The sequence below is a fragment of the Leucobacter sp. GX0328 genome, assembly GCF_053567315.1.
Window position 1 is genome coordinate 1,585,288 of record NZ_JBSGPC010000001.1, and the last position, 15,625, is coordinate 1,600,912.

The window sequence follows — 15,625 nt, forward strand, 5'->3', positions numbered from 1 at the left end:
CGCCGCGGCGCCGCAATGCAGCCCACCTCGTAGCCGAACGGCCATAATGGGACCATGAGTGCGCGAATTCTGGTCGTGGACGACGATAAGGCTCTAGCGGAGATGCTGGGCATGGTGCTGCAGGCCGAGGGGTTCGAAACCCGCCACTCGGCCGATGGCGCCGAAGCGGTCGAAGCGTTCCGCGAGATGCGGCCCGACCTCGTGCTGCTCGACGTCATGCTGCCGAGCCTCGACGGTATCGAGGTGTGCGAGCGCATCCGCGCCGAGTCGGGCACTCCCATCATCATGCTCACGGCCCGCACCGACACCCGCGACGTCGTGCGCGGGCTCGAGGCCGGCGCCGATGACTATGTGGTGAAGCCGTTCAACCCGGCCGAGCTCACCGCCCGAATCCGTGCCCGCCTGCGCGAGCCGCAGCAGGAGACGAGCGAGAACCTGCGCGTCGGCGACCTCGAGATCGACGTCTCCGCGCACGAGGTGCGCCGCGGCAACGCGCCGATCGCCCTGACGCCGCTCGAGTTCGACCTGCTCGTGATCCTCGCCCGCAAACCGCAGCAGGTGTTCACCCGCGAGGTGCTGCTCGAGAAGGTGTGGGGCTACCAGTACAAGGCCGATACGCGGCTCGTGAACGTGCACGTGCAGCGCCTGCGCGCCAAGATCGAGCTCGACCCCGACCGCCCGACGATCGTGACGACCGTGCGCGGCGTCGGGTACCGCGCCGGCGCGCCGACGGATTAGGCCGCGTATGGCGCGCGCCGCCGTCCGATCACGGCTCTCCATCGCACTCCGCAAGCTGCGCCTGCGGTGGCTGCGGGTCACCCAGCCCGTTCTGGGGCCGTTCCGTCGGCGCTGGCGCACCTCGCTCATGGTGCGCACCATGACCATCACCGGCATCGTGACCGGCTTCGTCGTGCTCGTGTCGGGGGTCTTCATTCTCACGAGCGTGGGCGAAGACCTGTATTCGGCGCGCAGGGATCAGGCGCTCCAGGATTCGGCTCGCGCCACCCGCGCGGCGCAGCAGCTGATCGACGCCTCCGACGCGTCGGACCGCAGCGCCCTGTCGACCCTCGCCGGCTCCGTGCGCCGCACGGTGCAGGACACGTCGGCGAGCCAAATGGTCTATCTGCGGCGCCAGGCCGGTCAGGTCGCCCTGCCCGAAGCGCCGCCGCCCTCGACGACGAGCCCCATGGTCGTCGAAGCGGTCACGCCCGAGCTCTCGTCGAGCCTGATCGACGGCGATGCCCCGCAGTACTGGCAGCCGGTCACGTTCATCTCGGAGGAGGGCGACCCCGCCCCGGGCATCATCGTCGCGTCGAGCCTCACACTGCCGGCCGGGGCCGGCGTCTACGACCTCTTCATCGGCTACAACCTCGCCGACACGCAGGAGAACCTCGCGTTCATCCAGCGCACCCTCTTCATCGCCGCCGTCGCGATGATGGCGTTCATCGGCGTGCTCGTGTGGATCATGACGCGTATCGTCTTCCGCCCGATCCGCGCCGCGGCGAGCACGAGCAGCCGTCTCGCCGCCGGCGAGAACGATGCCCGCATGCCGTTGCAGAACGACGAGCACTTCGATGTGCTCTCGCGAGGCTTCAACGAGATGGCCGACACTCTGCAGGCCCGCATCGAAGAGCTCGACACGCTCTCGGAGATGCAGCAGCGCTTCGTCTCGGACGTATCGCACGAATTGCGCACGCCGCTCACCACCATCCGCCTGGTCAGCGAGGTGCTGCAGAACTCGAGCGACGCACTCGAGCCCGGCCAGCAGCGCGCCATCGAGGTGCTCGGTACCCAGATCGAACGCTTCGAGTCGCTCTTGACCGACCTGCTCGAGATTTCGCGCTACGACGCCGGCCGGGTCACGCTCGAGACCGAGCCCACTTCGATCGTCGCGCTCGTGGAGGAGGTCGTCGAAGGCCTGCGGCCCCTCTCGCCGGGCCTTATCGAAGTGCGGCCCCTCGGCGGCTACGTCGACGTCGACGTCGACGCCCGCCGCATTCGCCGCATCATCTCGAACCTCGTCGGCAATGCGATCGAGCACGGCGAGGGCGAGGCGATCGTCGTCACGATCGACTCGAACGCGGGCGCCGTCGCGGTCACCGTGCGCGACTGGGGCGTCGGCATGGCCGCCGAATCGGTCGAGCACGTGTTCGACCGATTCTGGCGCGCCGACCCGTCGCGCAAACGCACGCTCGGCGGCACCGGCCTCGGCCTCGCCATCGCGCGTGAGGACGCGGCGGTGCACGGCGGTATTCTCGATGCCTGGTCGCGCCTCGGCGTCGGCACCGTCTTCAGGCTCACGCTGCCGCGCGAGGAAGGCCTCGCCGACTTCATGTCGCCGCTGCCGCTGCTGCCGGGCGACGTGCTCGCCGAGGAGGGCGACCCGCAGGCCACGGGCGGATGGCTCAGACGGCCGAGGCTCTGGACCTCACGGGTGCCGAAGGGCACGAAGTCGCAGGTCAAGACGCCCGCGAAAGCGCAGCCGCCCGCGAAACCGCAATCGCCTTCGAAACCGCATTCGAAACCGCCGAAGGAGGGCTGAGGACGATGGGACGACGTCGGATGCTCGCCGCCGCGCTCGCCGCGGTCGCCGCGCTCGGGCTGGTGGGATGCAATGCCATTCCGGGTTCGGGCGATGTGGAGACCGGACTCGCCGACCTGCGCCAGGCCGAGCAGTTCGTGCAGTTCAACCCGCTCGGGCCCGTCGCGGAGTCGAGCCAGGAGGACATCGTGCGCGGCTTCGTGCTCGCCGCCTCCTCGAACGAGGCCGACTACGCCGTCGCCCGAGAGTTTCTCACCCCCGCATACGGCGAGCAGTGGGACCCGTCGTTCGGCGTCGTCGTCGACGAGGGCGCACGTCTCTATTCGACCGAGGGGGAGTCGAGCGGGGTGCTCGAGGTGTCGGCGATCGCGAAGGTCGATGGGCAGGGGGAGCTGCTGCCGATCGGCCCCGGCCCGAGCACCGACATGCGCTTCGAATTCGAGCAGGTCGACGGCGAGTGGCGCATCTCATCGGCGCCCGCGGGCATCATCCTCGACCGCACGACGTTCACCGCGGTCTGGTCGCCTCACCAGGTCTATTTCGCGACCTCGGCCGGGCTCATGGTGCCCGAGACGCGCTGGTACCTCAGCCGGGCCTCGCTCGCGACCGAGATCGTGAACGGCCTGCTCGCGGGCCCGAGCGAGCGCATGGGCGAGGTGCTGCACAGCGGCTTCCCGTCGGGCACTGCGCTCGCCACCTCGGCGGTCACCGTGCTCGACGGTCGGGCCCGCATCGATCTCACCGCCGAGGCGGTCGAGGCGGGGCCCGACGCGATGGCCGAGATGTTCGCCCAGCTGCGCGAGAGCCTCAAATCGGTGCCCGGGGTCATCGGCTTCGACGTGCTGGCGAACGGCGCCACCATCCGCGAGGTCGGCGGGGCGGCCGAACAGCCGTCGGTGCCGGTGGTCGAGACGCTGAATCCCTCCGTGATCCGCGACGGCGCCTTCGGCACGATCGAGCACGGCGAGTTCGTCGAGAATGCGCAGTTCGGTGGTGCGCTCGTCGAAGACGGGCCGACGGCGATCATGCTCTCCGACGACGGTTCGCTGGCCGCGTCGCTCGGCGCGCACGGCGTCAGCCGGATCGTGGCGGGGTCGCGCACCGTCGTCGACGAGCGCCCGAACCTGCTCGCCCCCGACCTCGACCTCTACGGCTACACCTGGAGCACGAACGCGGCGGGCGAGATCTGGGTCTCGGGCGCGAACGGAACGGGCTACGCGCTGCCGGCGCCCTGGCTGGCGGGCTTCGGGGCGTCGGTCGTGCAGGTGTCGCCCGACGGCAGCCGCATCGCGGCGCTCGCGCAGAGCGGCGATGATTACAGCGTCGTCGCCGTCGCCGGTGTGGTGCGCGACGAGGCCAGTGCCCCGGTGCGCACGACCTCCGAAGCCGATGTGCGCATGTGGGCAGAGGGCGATGCGATCGACTTCGACTGGATCGACTCGACGCGCTTCGCGACGCTGACGCGCGAGGGCGGCGCGGGCAATGTCGGCGTCGGCGGCGTCGGTCTGCTCTGGAACGAGCAGGGGTCGGTGCCGGGCGGCGTGCAGATCGCGAGCGGCGGCAGCCGAGCCCAACTGCGCGTGCGCGCGGCCGACGGCGAGCTCTACGCCTCGCAGGGCGGCGGCTGGCAGCGCTCGATCGGTGACATCTCGGTGCTCGCGAAGCAGGAGTGACCCGGGCCGGGCTCGACAGGGATCGCGTGGCACCGCCCTGCGGTCCTTCCTCCACAGGGCGGCCCGCGACGTCATCGGCGCCTGCTTTCGCACATTCGCCATTCTGCGGTGGTGCGCGCGGTGTTCTGCGACGAGCCTGGGGCCATGCGCGTGATGATGCCGGCGATACGAGAGCTCGGGCTCGACCTGCTCGCCCTGCTCTGGCCCACCGCGTGCCTCGGCTGCGGCGCTGCTGATCGCGATTGCTGCGACGCGTGCCTCGCCGAGGTGCGCGCCCCGCCGACGCTGGTCGAGCGCGACATCGGCCTGCCGTGCTTCGCGGCCGGAGTCTACGACGGACCCGTGCGCGCGATGCTCGTGCTGTACAAGCACGCGGGGCGGGCGCGGTTCGCCCGCGAGCTCGCGCCGCGTCTGAGCGCCCCGCTGCGCGCCGCGCTCGCACAATGCCGGGGGCCCGGCGCGCCTCTGGTCGTCGCCGTGCCGTCGCGACGGGCGCAGGTGCGCCGGCGCGGCTACCGGCACGTCGAGCTGCTGATCGCCCGCGCGCTGCGGCGCGGAGCGCCGGGGGAGCGGGCCGCGAACGGCCTTCGCGGGCGCCGCATCGCCGCGATGCGCCTGCCGGCGCTGCGGGCCCTCCCCGGGCGCATCGCGCAGGTCGGGCTCGCCTCCCGTGAGCGCGAGCGAAACGCCCGGAGGGTCGCCGTGAAACGGTCGTGCGAAAAACTTCTTCGCGGGCGAGAGGTCGTGCTCGTCGATGACATCGTCACGACGGGCGCGACGCTGCGCGCCGCCGCGGAGCGCCTGGAAATCGCGGGCGCCCGGGTGGTCGCCGCGGCCGTCGTGTGCGCGGTGCCCCGACACGACGACCGAGGCGGCGGGCTCGGAGTTTCATCAGCAGACGCGGAACAGGTGGAACCGGCCGCCCCGCACGCGGTAGAGTTCGATCAAAGGCGTAACGGTGCGCCGCACTGGCCCACCCGCCTGAGTCACCTGGGAGGTCACTATGGACGTGAACATCCGCGGCAAGAACGTCGGGATCACCGATCGGTTTGAGAACTACGTCGAAACGAAGACGGAGAAGGTGGCGGGCCTGCTGCCCAAGGCGCAGGCGCTCGAGGTCAGGGTCTCCAGGCAGACCGATCGCAGCCCCAAGCACGGCGATCGCGTCGAGATCACGCTCATCGGCCCGGGCCCCGTGATTCGCGCAGAATCCGTGGGCGGCGACAAGTACACGGCCTTCGACATGGCCTACGGGCGCGTGCTCGAACGCATCCGTCGCATGAAGGACAAGCGCCAGGATCGCCGCGGTCGCGGCCGCACCTCGCTCGCCGATGCGTCGGCAGAAGACTTCGCGGGAGTCGACATCACTCCCGCACCCGCCGAGGTGCTGAACGCGGTGGCGACCGGTGCGGTGCCCGTCGTCGGCACCGACGAAGAACAGGACTACAGCCCCGTCGTCATCCGTACGAAGGAGTTCCCGGCTGAGAAGCTGTCGGTCGAAGAGGCCGTCGACCAGATGGAGCTCGTCGGCCACGACTTCTTCCTCTTCGTCGAAGCCGGCTCCGAGAAGCCGAGCGTCGTCTACCGTCGCAAGGGATGGAACTACGGTGTGATCTCGCTCAGCGACGACTGAGCGAACACCCCGTGCGGGCCCGCGCACCCCGACCGGTTCGGGGGCGCGGGCCCGCACGCGTTACGCCCGCACGCGTTACGCCCGCACGCGTTACGCCCGCACGCGTTACGCCCGCACGCGTTACGCCGGCTCGCGGCGCGGGAAGCGCAGCCGCCACCCCCAGCGCAGCACCCCGTAGAGCGCTTCGAGCACGATCGCGCACGACATCTTCGACCGCCCGCCCGCGCGCTCGACGAACACGATCGGCACCTCGGCGATCGGGCACCCCATCGTCTCGAGCCGCCACGCCGTCTCGACCTGGAACCCGTACCCCTGCGAATCGATCGACTCGAGATCGAGCCGGGCGAGCCATGCCGTATCGATGACGCGGAACCCGCTCGTCAGGTCGTGCAGCTGCGAGCGCAGCGCGACCCGGGCCACTCCGGTGCCGGTGCGCGAGATGCAGCGCCGATAGCGGGGCCAGCCCACGATCTCGCCGCCGGGTACCCAGCGCGCCCCGATCGCGAGGCCCGCGCCGTCCTCCGCCGCGACGAGCAGTGCGGGGAGATCGCGGGGGCGGTGCGACCCGTCCGAATCCATCTCGATCGCGAAGCGGTAACCGTGGTCGATCGCGTGGCGGAACCCCTGGAGGTAGGCGGTGCCGAGTCCGAGCTTGCCGCTGCGATGCTGCACGGCGACACCGGTCGATTCGGCCGCGATCGCGTCGGCGAGAACGCCCGTGCCGTCGGGGCTCGCATCGTCGATGACGAGGATGTCGGCGCCGGGCAGATGCTCGCGCACACCGGCGATCGTGGCGGGCAGGGTCTCGCGCTCGTCGTAGGTGGGCAGGATCACGAGGGAGCCCGCGCCGAGATTGCCGCTCACCTCTCCATCCTGGCATCCCGCGGCTGAGCGGTCGCGAGGAGTCGCGGGCGGGCGCGCCGTCGGCGCGCCCGGGCCCGTGGGGCGAGCCGGCATCACGAGTGCACCGGGAACAGTGAAGGGCCGGCCTTCTCGAGTGAGAAGACCGGCCCGGTTCACCGCTCGCGAGAGGAATCAGCCCTCGTGCACGTCGGTCGCGCGGTCGCCCGCGCCGGCGGCGTACGCGTCGCGCAGGTGCTGGCCGAGGCCCGCGTCCACGTTCGTCCAGTACTGGAAGAAGCGCTCACGGATCTCGTCGATGGTGATCGCCTTGGCCTGGCCCTCGAGGTTCGCCTTGAGGTAGGCGCGCTCCTCGTCCGAGAACACGTCGCGGTAGAGGATGCCGGGCTGCACGAAGTCGCCGTCATCCGCGCGCAGCGTCGCCGCAGAGCGCACGAGCTCGCCGTCGGCCTCCCAGGTCGCTTCGACGCCCGCCGACGGGTTGACCGCCGGGCCGCCGGCAGCGCCGAACGAGTTCGGGTGGTAGACGCGCTGCGATGCGGGCGGGAAGTGGTACTGCATGTTGCCCTGGTGCATGTAGTGGTTCGCCTCGGTGGCGTGCGGCTGGTTCACCGGCAGCTGGTTGTAGTTCGCGCCGATGCGGTAGCGCTGCGCGTCCGCGTACGAGAACACGCGGGCCATGAGCATCTTGTCGGGCGAGATGCCGGTGCCGGGAACCTGGTTGCCGGGCGAGAAGGCGGCCTGCTCGATCTCGGCGAAGAAGTTCTGCGGGTTGCGGTTCAGCGTGAAGGTGCCCACCTTGATGCGGGGGTAGTCGGCCTTCGGCCAGGTCTTCGTGAGATCGAAGGGGTTGAAGCGGTAGGTCTTCGCCTCCTCGTACGGCATGACCTGCACGTAGACGTCCCACGACGGATAGTCGCCCTGCGCGATCGAGTCGAAGAGATCGCGTCGGTAGTAGTCGGCGTCTTCACCGGCGATGCGCTCCGCATCCTCGGGCGACATGGGCACGACGCCCTGCTGCGAGAGGAAGTGGTACTGCACCCAGAAGCGCTCGCCGTCGGCGTTGATCCACTGGTAGGTGTGCGAGCCGTAGCCGTTCATGTGGCGCCACGACTTCGAGAGGCCGCGCGGTCCCATCACGTAGGTGACCTGGTGGGCCGATTCGGGCGAGAGGGTCCAGAAGTCCCACTGCATATCGGCGTCGCGCAGGCCGGAGTCGCCGAGACGCTTCTGCGAGTGGATGAAGTCGGGGAACTTGATCGCGTCGCGCAGGAAGAAGGTCGGGGTGTTGTTGCCGACGATGTCGAGGTTGCCCTCGGTCGTGTAGAAGCGCAGCGAGAAGCCGCGCACGTCGCGCCACGTGTCGGGGGAGCCCTGCTCGCCCGCGACCGACGAGAAGCGCAGCAGCGTCTCGCTCTTGGCGCCCTTCTGGAAGACGGCCGCGCGGGTGTACTGCGAGACGTCCTCGGTGACGACGAACTCGCCGAACGCGCCGGCGCCCTTCGCGTGCGGGTTGCGCTCGGGCACGCGCTCGCGGTTGAATGCGGCGAGCTTCTCGACCAGGTAGCGGTCGTGCAGCACGGTGGGCCCGTCGGCGCCGACGGTGAGCGAGTGCTCGTCGCTGGCGATGGGCGTGCCGGTCTGGGTCGTCGTCAGCTTCTGCTCTGACATGGTGATCCTTTCGGGTTGCGGTGGTGCGTTGCGGTGAATGGTGGCTCGGGGGTGTCGGCAGGGATCAGTTCGCGCCGACAGCGCTGTCTGCGCGAGCGTCGCGCGAGCAAGCGGCGCACATGCCGTGGAAGACGACTTCGGCCTGCTCGACGGTGAAGCCCGCCGTGTCGCTCGGCGTCAGGCACGGGGCAGCGCCGATGACGCAGTCGACGTCTTCGATGCGGCCGCATGCGCGGCAGACGAGATGATGGTGGTTGTCGCCGATGCGGGCCTCGTAGCGGGCCGGGCCGCCGGTCGACTCGATCTTGCGCAGCAGGCCCGCGTTCGTGAGCGCGCTGAGCACGATGTAGATCGCCTGCAGCGAGGTGCCCGGCAGGTCGTGCTTGAGCGCGTCGAACACGTCGCTCGCATCGAGATGACCGCCCCGCGAGAGCGCCTCGAGCACGGCCCGACGGGGCGCGGTCGAGCGCAGGCCCGCGGCGCCGAGACGCGCGGCGGCGTCGGGCGGGGTAGCGGTGGAGGTCATGCCGACAGTCTACTCGTTATTTTGAATGATTCAAAAAAGATCTCGTTCGGAGGTGTCGCAGGCGCAGCCGGAGCGCGGAGACCGCCGGCGGGCACTCTTGGAATCCACAGTGAGCCCCGAGATCGGCATTGCTAAGCTGAGTTGTTGTCTCAATTTGGCAACGGCGGCGATTCATGGAATCGACGGATCTGCCGGGCAAACCGTATCAGGAGTAACAACGTGGCGACAGTTCTCGAGAAGCTTCTTCGCGTCGGCGAAGGCCGCACGCTGAAGAAGATGGAGCGGATCGCGAAGACGGTCGCAGATCTCGAACCGTCATTCGCCGACCTGAGCGATGAGGAGCTGCGCGAGGAGACCGCGGAGTTCCGCGAGCGTCTCGCCAAGGGCGAAACCCTCGACGACCTGCTGCCCGAGGCGTTCGCCGCGGTGCGCGAGGCGGCGAAGCGCACTATCGGCCTGCGCCCCTTCGACGTGCAGGTCATGGGCGGCGCGAACCTGCACCACGGCAACATCTCCGAGATGAAGACCGGTGAGGGCAAGACCCTCGTCGCGACCCTGCCCGCGTACCTGAACGCGCTCGCCGGCAAGGGCGTGCACATCGTCACTGTCAACGACTACCTCGCCACCTACCAGAGCGAGCTCATGGGCCGCGTCTTCCGCGCCCTCGGCATGACCACCGGCTGCATCATCGCGGGCCAGGACCCGACCGTGCGCCGAGAGCAGTACAACGCCGACGTCACCTACGGCACGAACAACGAGTTCGGCTTCGACTACCTGCGCGACAACATGGCCTCGAGCGCCGCCGAGCGTGTGCAGCGCGACCACTTCTTCGCCATCATCGACGAGGTCGACTCGATCCTCATCGACGAGGCCCGCACCCCGCTCATCATCTCGGGCCCCGCCTCGGGCGAAGCCAACCGCTGGTTCGCCGAGTTCGCCCGCGTCGCGCGCAAGCTGCAGCCCGAGGTCGACTACGAGGTCGACGAGAAGAAGCGCACCATCGGCGTGCTCGAGCCGGGCATCGAGAAGGTCGAAGACCACCTCGGCATCACCAACCTCTACGAGTCGGTGAACACCCCCCTCATCTCGTTCCTCAACAACTCGATCAAGGCGAAGGCCCTCTTCACCCGCGACAAGGACTACGTCGTGCTGAACGGCGAGGTGCTCATCGTCGACGAGCACACCGGCCGCATCCTCGCCGGCCGCCGCTACAACGAGGGCATGCACCAGGCCATCGAGGCGAAGGAAGGCGTGCAGGTCAAGGCCGAGAACCAGATGCTCGCGACCGTCACGCTGCAGAACTACTTCCGCCTCTACGAGAAGCTCTCGGGCATGACCGGCACCGCCGAGACCGAGGCCGGCGAGTTCATGTCGACCTACAAGCTCGGTGTCGTGCCGATCCCGACGAACAAACCCCTCATCCGCAAGGACCAGCCCGACCTCGTCTACAAGAACGAGGAGGCGAAGTTCACGCAGGCCGTCGAAGACATCGCCGAGCGCCACGAGAAGGGCCAGCCCGTGCTCGTCGGCACGACCAGCGTCGAGAAGAGCGAGTACATCTCGCGCCTGCTCGCGAAGAAGGGCGTGCGCCACGAGGTGCTCAACGCGAAGAACCACGCGCGCGAGGCCGCGATCATCGCGCAGGCCGGCCGACTCGGCGCCGTCACCGTCGCCACCAACATGGCCGGCCGCGGTACCGACATCATGCTCGGCGGCAACGCCGAGTTCCTCGCGGTGCAGGAGATGGCCGCGCGCGGCCTCTCGACCGAAGACGATCCGGACGCCTACGAGGCCGCCTGGGACGACGTCTTCGCTGCGGTGAAGGAGGCCGTCTCGGAGGAGGCCGACAAGGTCGCCGCCGCCGGCGGGCTCTACGTGCTCGGTACCGAGCGCCACGAATCGCGCCGCATCGACAACCAGCTGCGCGGCCGCTCGGGCCGTCAGGGCGACCCCGGCGAGAGCCGCTTCTACCTGTCGCTCGCCGACGATCTCATGCGCCTGTTCAACTCGGGCGCGGCCGCATCGCTCATGAACCGCGACGGCTTCCCCGACGACCTCGCGATCGAATCGAAGATGGTCACCCGCGCCATCCAGAGCGCGCAGAGCCAGGTCGAGCAGCGCAACGCCGAGATCCGCAAGAACGTGCTGAAGTACGACGACGTGCTCGACCGCCAGCGCAAGGCGATCTACACCGACCGCCAGCAGATCCTCGACGGCGGCACCATCGAGGACCGCATCGACGCCTTCCGCGTGCAGACGATCGACGCGATCCTCGACTCGCACGGCACCGACCAGGATTGGGATTTCGACGCCCTCTGGAGCGACCTCAAGCAGGTCTACCCCGTGAGCATCACCGTCGACGAGCTGCTCGCCGAAGCCGGCAGCTCGAAGATCGACAAGGCGTTCCTGCGCCGCGAGATCCTCTCCGATGCCGAGGTCGCCTACCAGAACCGCGAGGCCGCCCTCGGCGAGGAGGCGACGCGCGAGCTCGAGCGCCGCGTCGTGCTCACCACGATCGACCGACGCTGGCGCGACCACCTCTACGAGATGGAGTATCTCAAGGAGGGCATCGGCCTGCGCGCCATGGCCCAGCGCGACCCGCTCGTCGAATACCAGCGCGAGGGCTACACCATGTTCGAGGGCATGATGGGGCAGATCAAGGAGGAATCCATGGGTCTGCTCTACAACCTCGAGGTCAAAGTGCGCCCGGCCGAAGGCCCGCAGGATCACGTGCACCTCGAAGGCGGCGGCCTCGAAACGGAGCAGGCGACCGACCAGTCGAAGCTCAGCTACAGCGCCCCCGATGAAGACGGCGACCCCGAGGTCTCGGGCGCGAACGCCGGGTCGGGCGGTGCCGGGGCCCGTGCCGCCGCAGGCGGCCGTGCCGCTCAGGCGCAGCAGGCTCCCACCGAGCGCGGCGCATTCGGCCAGCAGGTGCCCGCAGAGGGCAATAACCGCGCTGCTCGCCGCGCCAACAAGAAGAAGTAGCGCGGCCCGACCCCGCGATCACATCACGAGAGAAAACTTCCACAGCCATGTCGAATGAATCGAACGCTCGTCCTACCAAGAACGAACGCCGCCAGCAGGCTCGCGAGCAGGCCCGCGCCGCCCGCGAGCAGGAGCAGAAGCGCGAGAAGCGCAACCGCCTCTTCATCCAGGGCGGCATCGTGCTCGGCATCGTGGCGATCCTCGCCATCGTCGGGCTCGTCGTCCAGCAGGCGACCGCTCCCGCCGGCCCCGGCCCCGCCAACATGGCCTCGGGCGGTGTCGTCTTCGGCAAGGACCTGAAGGTGCAGAAGACCGCCGCACTGCAGTCGGACGAGACGCGCAAGGCGCCCGAGGTGAACCGCGATGAGCTGCCGCTCGACGTCACCGTCTACGCCGACTACATGTGCCCCGCCTGCGGCGCCTTCGAGCAGGCCAACGGCACCATGCTCGAGAACTACGTCGGCAGCGGCGACATCACCCTGCAGGTGTACCCCCTCAACTTCCTCGACCCGGCATCGCTCGGCACCAAGTACTCGACCCGCGCCGCGAACCTGTTCGGCTGCGTCGTCGAGCAGCAGCCCGATGCCGCCTTCAAGCTGCACAATGCGCTGCTCAGCGCCGAGGTGCAGCCGTCCGAGAACACGCAGGGCCTCACCGACGACGAGCTGCTCGACCAGGCCAAGGCCGCCGGGGCGAACGTCGACACGGAGCTGAAGCAGTGCGTCAAGGATCGCCGCTTCGCCGACTTCGTCGCCTCGAACACGAAGGCCGCGACCGAGACCGGCGTCGTCGGTCTCGCAGAGGGCGCCCAGATCGCGCTCGATCAGACCGGCCAGGAGCTGCAGCCGGAAGGCGAACCGCAGCGTCTCATCTCGACCCCGCTCGTGATCGTCAACGGCCAGCAGTGGCTCTCGGGCCGCGACGGCGACCTCGAGAACTACCTGCTCAAGGTCAAGGCCGAGGTCGAGAAGGCCGCGAAGGGCGGCGACGCGTCGAAGGACGCCGCGAAGGACGAGTCGAAGGACGCTGACGCCGCGAAGGAAGCCGACGCCGCAACTGCCGGCTGACCCGCGTCGACGGAAACGCCCACGGGTCCCGCACGGTGATCCGTGGGCGTTTCCGTCTAGTAGACTGCCTGGGGGCGGTTTCGCCGCCCACGCCTCCCTAGCTCATCTGGTAGAGCAGCGGCCTTGTAAACCGCAGGTGGCCGGTTCGAGTCCGGCGGGGGGCTCTGCCTCAGCGGCCCGGGAAACCCCGGGCCGCTTTCGTCTTCGCCCCCGCGCCGGACTCTGAACCGGCCCCGGCGAAGCACGGCTTCACCGGCTTCCGGCGCGCAACGCTGACGCGTTGCCCTGAGCGCCGAAAGCAAGTCCGGCGGGGGGCTCTGAACCGGCCCGGTGAAGCGTTCTTCCCGCCGCGTGCGGAGATAAGTGCAGAATCAGTCGAGAATTGTGCACCAGATCCCGCACGCGAGTTCGGCACGGGTCGATAGAGTGGTGCGAATGCACGACAAATTGCGCATCCCGGCCGCGCTCTTCGGCGCATGCATCGCGGGCATGCTGGTCGCGGCGCAATCGCGCGTCAACGGGGGCCTCAGTCAGGAGCTCGGCGGCGGGTTCGTCGCCGCCTGCTATTCGTTCGCTTCGGGCCTCGTGCTGGTCGCGGTCATCACGATCTGTTCGGCGCGGGCGAGGCGCGGTTTCGGCAAGCTGAAGACCGAACTGCGTTCGGGCCGCTTCCCGCTCTGGGCGACGCTCGGCGGGGCCGCCGGCGCGGTATTCGTACTCGGTCAGTCGCTCGTCGCGCCCCTGATCGGGGTCGCCCTGTTCACGGTCGGCGTGGTTGCCGGCCAGGTCATCGGCGGGCTCGTGCTCGACCAGGCGGGCCTCGGCCCGGCCGGCAAGGTCGCGCCCACGCTGACTCGCCTCATCGGCACGGGGCTCGTGATCGTCGCGGTCGTGATCTCGGTCGCGGGCAGCATTTCGGGCGGGGTGCTCCAGGGCTCCCCCTGGTTCGTCATCGTGCCGCTCATCGCCGGGTTCGGCGTCTCGTGGCAGTCCGCGGTCAACGGGCTGCTGCGGTCGGCGATGGAGAGCGTGCTGTCGGCGACTTTCGTCAGCTTCGTCGTCGGCACCGTGGTGCTCGCGGTGCTCGCCGCCGTCTCGATCGCGCTGAACGGGTGGCCGCAGCACTGGCCGAGCGAACCGGTGCTGTACATCGGCGGCATCCTCGGCGCGATCTTCATCGCGATCATCACGCTGCTCGTGCGTGTCGCAGGTGTGCTGCTGATCAGCATGGCGAACGTCGCCGGTCAGCTGATCGCTTCGGTGATGCTCGAAGCGGGGGTGCCGCTCGCGGGCGGTGTCAGTATCGGTATGCTCATCGGCACGCTCGTCGCTCTCGTCGCGGTCGCGGTCGCCGCGCTGCCCGGTAGGCCGCGCACGACGCACTGATCGCCGGGGCCATAGCGCGTACCGGGGCAGCTGCAGGCCCGATATGGCGCCGGAGAAGCCTGCGTTCGTGAACGGTGGCGCTTCACGACAATGGTCGGCCCGAGCCGACCCGCGGCAGCCTCGTTACAGTGCGCTGAGATGGCGCCGCGCGTCGAGCGGGCGGCGCGGTTTGTGCTTCTGATCCCTCTCGGGGATGCCGCCGACGTAGAGCCAGCCGAGCAGGTACTCGCCCTTCTCGAGCAGGTGCGCCTTGCGCACCGGCTTCTCGCGGGTGAGCTTGCCCGTACGCCAGATCGAACCCCACCCCGCCTCGTGCAGCAGCAGCCCGAGGGTGTGCGCGACGCCGCTCGCGACGGCCTCCTGCTCCCACACGGGCACCTTCTCGCTCGCGACCGGGCTCACCACGATAGCGAGCACCAGCGGGGCGCGGTGCGCTTTCGAGATGTACTTCTCGCGGTCCTCGCCGGCGGCCTTCGCGAGCCCCTTGCCGAGCCGGTCGCGGGCGTCGCCGCGCAGCTCGATGATGCGCCACGGGCGCAGCCCCGAATGATCTGCGACCGACGACAGCACGCTGAGCATATCGAGCAGTTCGGCGGTCGACGGAGCCTCGCCGGTCAGCTTCGAGTGCGAACGACGGAGGCGGATCGCCTCGCGTGCAGGCAGGGGAGTGGCGGTCAAGACGTCGATCCCTTGCCCTCGGTCGTCTGCGTCTCGGAGGGCTCGGCGCCCTCGGCGAACTCGAGCGCGAGGGAGTTCATGCAGTATCGGTTGCCGGTCGGCGTGCCGAAGCCATCGGGGAAGACATGGCCGAGGTGCGACCCGCATCGGGCGCAGCGCACTTCCGTGCGCACCATGCCCATGCTCGCATCCTCGAGCAGCTCGACCGCTTCGGGGCGCACGCTCTCGTAGAAGCTCGGCCAGCCGCAGCCCGCATCGAACTTGGTGCCCGCGACGAAGAGTTCGTTACCGCAGGCGCGGCAGGTGTAGAGGCCCGCGCGCTCCTCGTGGAGCAGCTCGCCGGTGCCCGGTCGCTCGGTGCCGGCCTGGCGCAGCACGGCGTACTCGTCGGGGGAGAGGCGGTCGCGCCACTCGGCGTCGCTCAGGGCGAAGTCGTGGCCGCTGTCGGGGGTGATGGGGGTGCTCATCGGGGCCTCCTTCGGGGAGTCTGCTCGGGCGCAGCACTCGTCTGCGCATGCCTTTCGAGTCTACGCGCGCAGGCCCGGGGCCGGATGGTGCCGGGAGCGAACGTTCCGGCGTCTTCGCGGGTTGCGGTGTCGG

Annotated in this window: 13 protein-coding genes and 1 tRNA gene; 9 read left to right on the plus strand and 5 right to left on the minus strand. The window is 69.4% G+C overall.

The annotated features are described in order from the left end of the window. Window positions 1-54 precede the first annotated feature (54 nt). From mtrA to hpf, 5 genes are all read left to right on the plus strand, one after another. Window positions 55-738 carry an MtrAB system response regulator MtrA gene (gene mtrA, locus ACUYTF_RS07170; RefSeq protein WP_434141743.1) on the plus strand — a complete coding sequence of 228 codons (684 nt, stop codon included), beginning with the start codon at window positions 55-57 and terminating at the stop codon, window positions 736-738. A gap of 7 nt (window positions 739-745) precedes the next feature. Further along, on the plus strand, window positions 746-2,542 hold the full coding sequence (gene mtrB / locus ACUYTF_RS07175) for an MtrAB system histidine kinase MtrB (RefSeq protein WP_449279556.1): 1,797 nt from the start codon (window positions 746-748) through the stop codon (window positions 2,540-2,542). A 5-nt stretch (window positions 2,543-2,547) separates the two neighbouring features. After that, the gene (locus ACUYTF_RS07180) at window positions 2,548-4,215 is read left to right on the plus strand and encodes an LpqB family beta-propeller domain-containing protein (RefSeq protein ID WP_449279557.1); all 1,668 of its coding nucleotides are present in this window, start codon (window positions 2,548-2,550) and stop codon (window positions 4,213-4,215) included. A 108-nt stretch (window positions 4,216-4,323) separates the two neighbouring features. Further along, window positions 4,324-5,268 (plus strand): ComF family protein, encoded by a 945-nt coding sequence (locus tag ACUYTF_RS07185; protein ID WP_449279558.1) that lies wholly within the window; start codon window positions 4,324-4,326, stop codon window positions 5,266-5,268. Beyond that, window positions 5,219-5,848, plus strand: coding sequence for a ribosome hibernation-promoting factor, HPF/YfiA family (gene hpf, locus ACUYTF_RS07190; protein WP_434141739.1), 630 nt, complete (start codon window positions 5,219-5,221; stop codon window positions 5,846-5,848). The genes ACUYTF_RS07185 and hpf overlap by 50 nt, the downstream gene beginning before the upstream one ends. A 120-nt stretch (window positions 5,849-5,968) precedes the next feature. Here the strand turns inward: hpf and ACUYTF_RS07195 are convergent, their stop codons facing one another. The 3 genes from ACUYTF_RS07195 to ACUYTF_RS07205 form a co-directional block, all read right to left on the minus strand. Beyond that, window positions 5,969-6,712 carry a polyprenol monophosphomannose synthase gene (locus ACUYTF_RS07195; RefSeq protein WP_449279559.1) on the minus strand — a complete coding sequence of 248 codons (744 nt, stop codon included), beginning with the start codon at window positions 6,710-6,712 and terminating at the stop codon, window positions 5,969-5,971. 171 nt (window positions 6,713-6,883) lie between these two features. Further along, window positions 6,884-8,380 carry a catalase gene (locus ACUYTF_RS07200; RefSeq protein WP_449279560.1) on the minus strand — a complete coding sequence of 499 codons (1,497 nt, stop codon included), beginning with the start codon at window positions 8,378-8,380 and terminating at the stop codon, window positions 6,884-6,886. 64 nt (window positions 8,381-8,444) lie between these two features. Further along, window positions 8,445-8,906, minus strand: a complete 462-nt coding sequence (locus tag ACUYTF_RS07205) for a Fur family transcriptional regulator (RefSeq protein WP_449279561.1) — start codon at window positions 8,904-8,906, stop codon at window positions 8,445-8,447. A 219-nt stretch (window positions 8,907-9,125) separates the two neighbouring features. Between ACUYTF_RS07205 and secA the strand changes: the two genes are divergently transcribed. From secA to ACUYTF_RS07225, 4 genes are all read left to right on the plus strand, one after another. After that, complete coding sequence (gene secA / locus ACUYTF_RS07210; RefSeq protein WP_449279562.1) at window positions 9,126-11,894, plus strand: preprotein translocase subunit SecA; 2,769 nt, start codon at window positions 9,126-9,128, stop codon at window positions 11,892-11,894. A 47-nt stretch (window positions 11,895-11,941) separates the two neighbouring features. Then, entirely contained in the window at window positions 11,942-12,961 is a 1,020-nt protein-coding gene (locus ACUYTF_RS07215) for a DsbA family protein (protein WP_449279563.1), read from the plus strand. Between the two features lie 91 nt (window positions 12,962-13,052). Further along, window positions 13,053-13,125 (plus strand) — tRNA-Thr (locus ACUYTF_RS07220). 271 nt (window positions 13,126-13,396) lie between these two features. After that, window positions 13,397-14,347 (plus strand): DMT family transporter, encoded by a 951-nt coding sequence (locus ACUYTF_RS07225; RefSeq protein WP_449279564.1) that lies wholly within the window; start codon window positions 13,397-13,399, stop codon window positions 14,345-14,347. A 123-nt stretch (window positions 14,348-14,470) separates the two neighbouring features. Here the strand turns inward: ACUYTF_RS07225 and ACUYTF_RS07230 are convergent, their stop codons facing one another. Both ACUYTF_RS07230 and msrB read right to left on the minus strand, forming a co-directional pair. Continuing rightward, complete coding sequence (locus ACUYTF_RS07230; protein ID WP_434141732.1) at window positions 14,471-15,025, minus strand: nitroreductase family protein; 555 nt, start codon at window positions 15,023-15,025, stop codon at window positions 14,471-14,473. Next, the gene (gene msrB / locus ACUYTF_RS07235) at window positions 15,022-15,492 is read right to left on the minus strand and encodes a peptide-methionine (R)-S-oxide reductase MsrB (protein WP_434141731.1); all 471 of its coding nucleotides are present in this window, start codon (window positions 15,490-15,492) and stop codon (window positions 15,022-15,024) included. The genes ACUYTF_RS07230 and msrB overlap by 4 nt, the downstream gene beginning before the upstream one ends. Window positions 15,493-15,625: the final 133 nt, after the last annotated feature.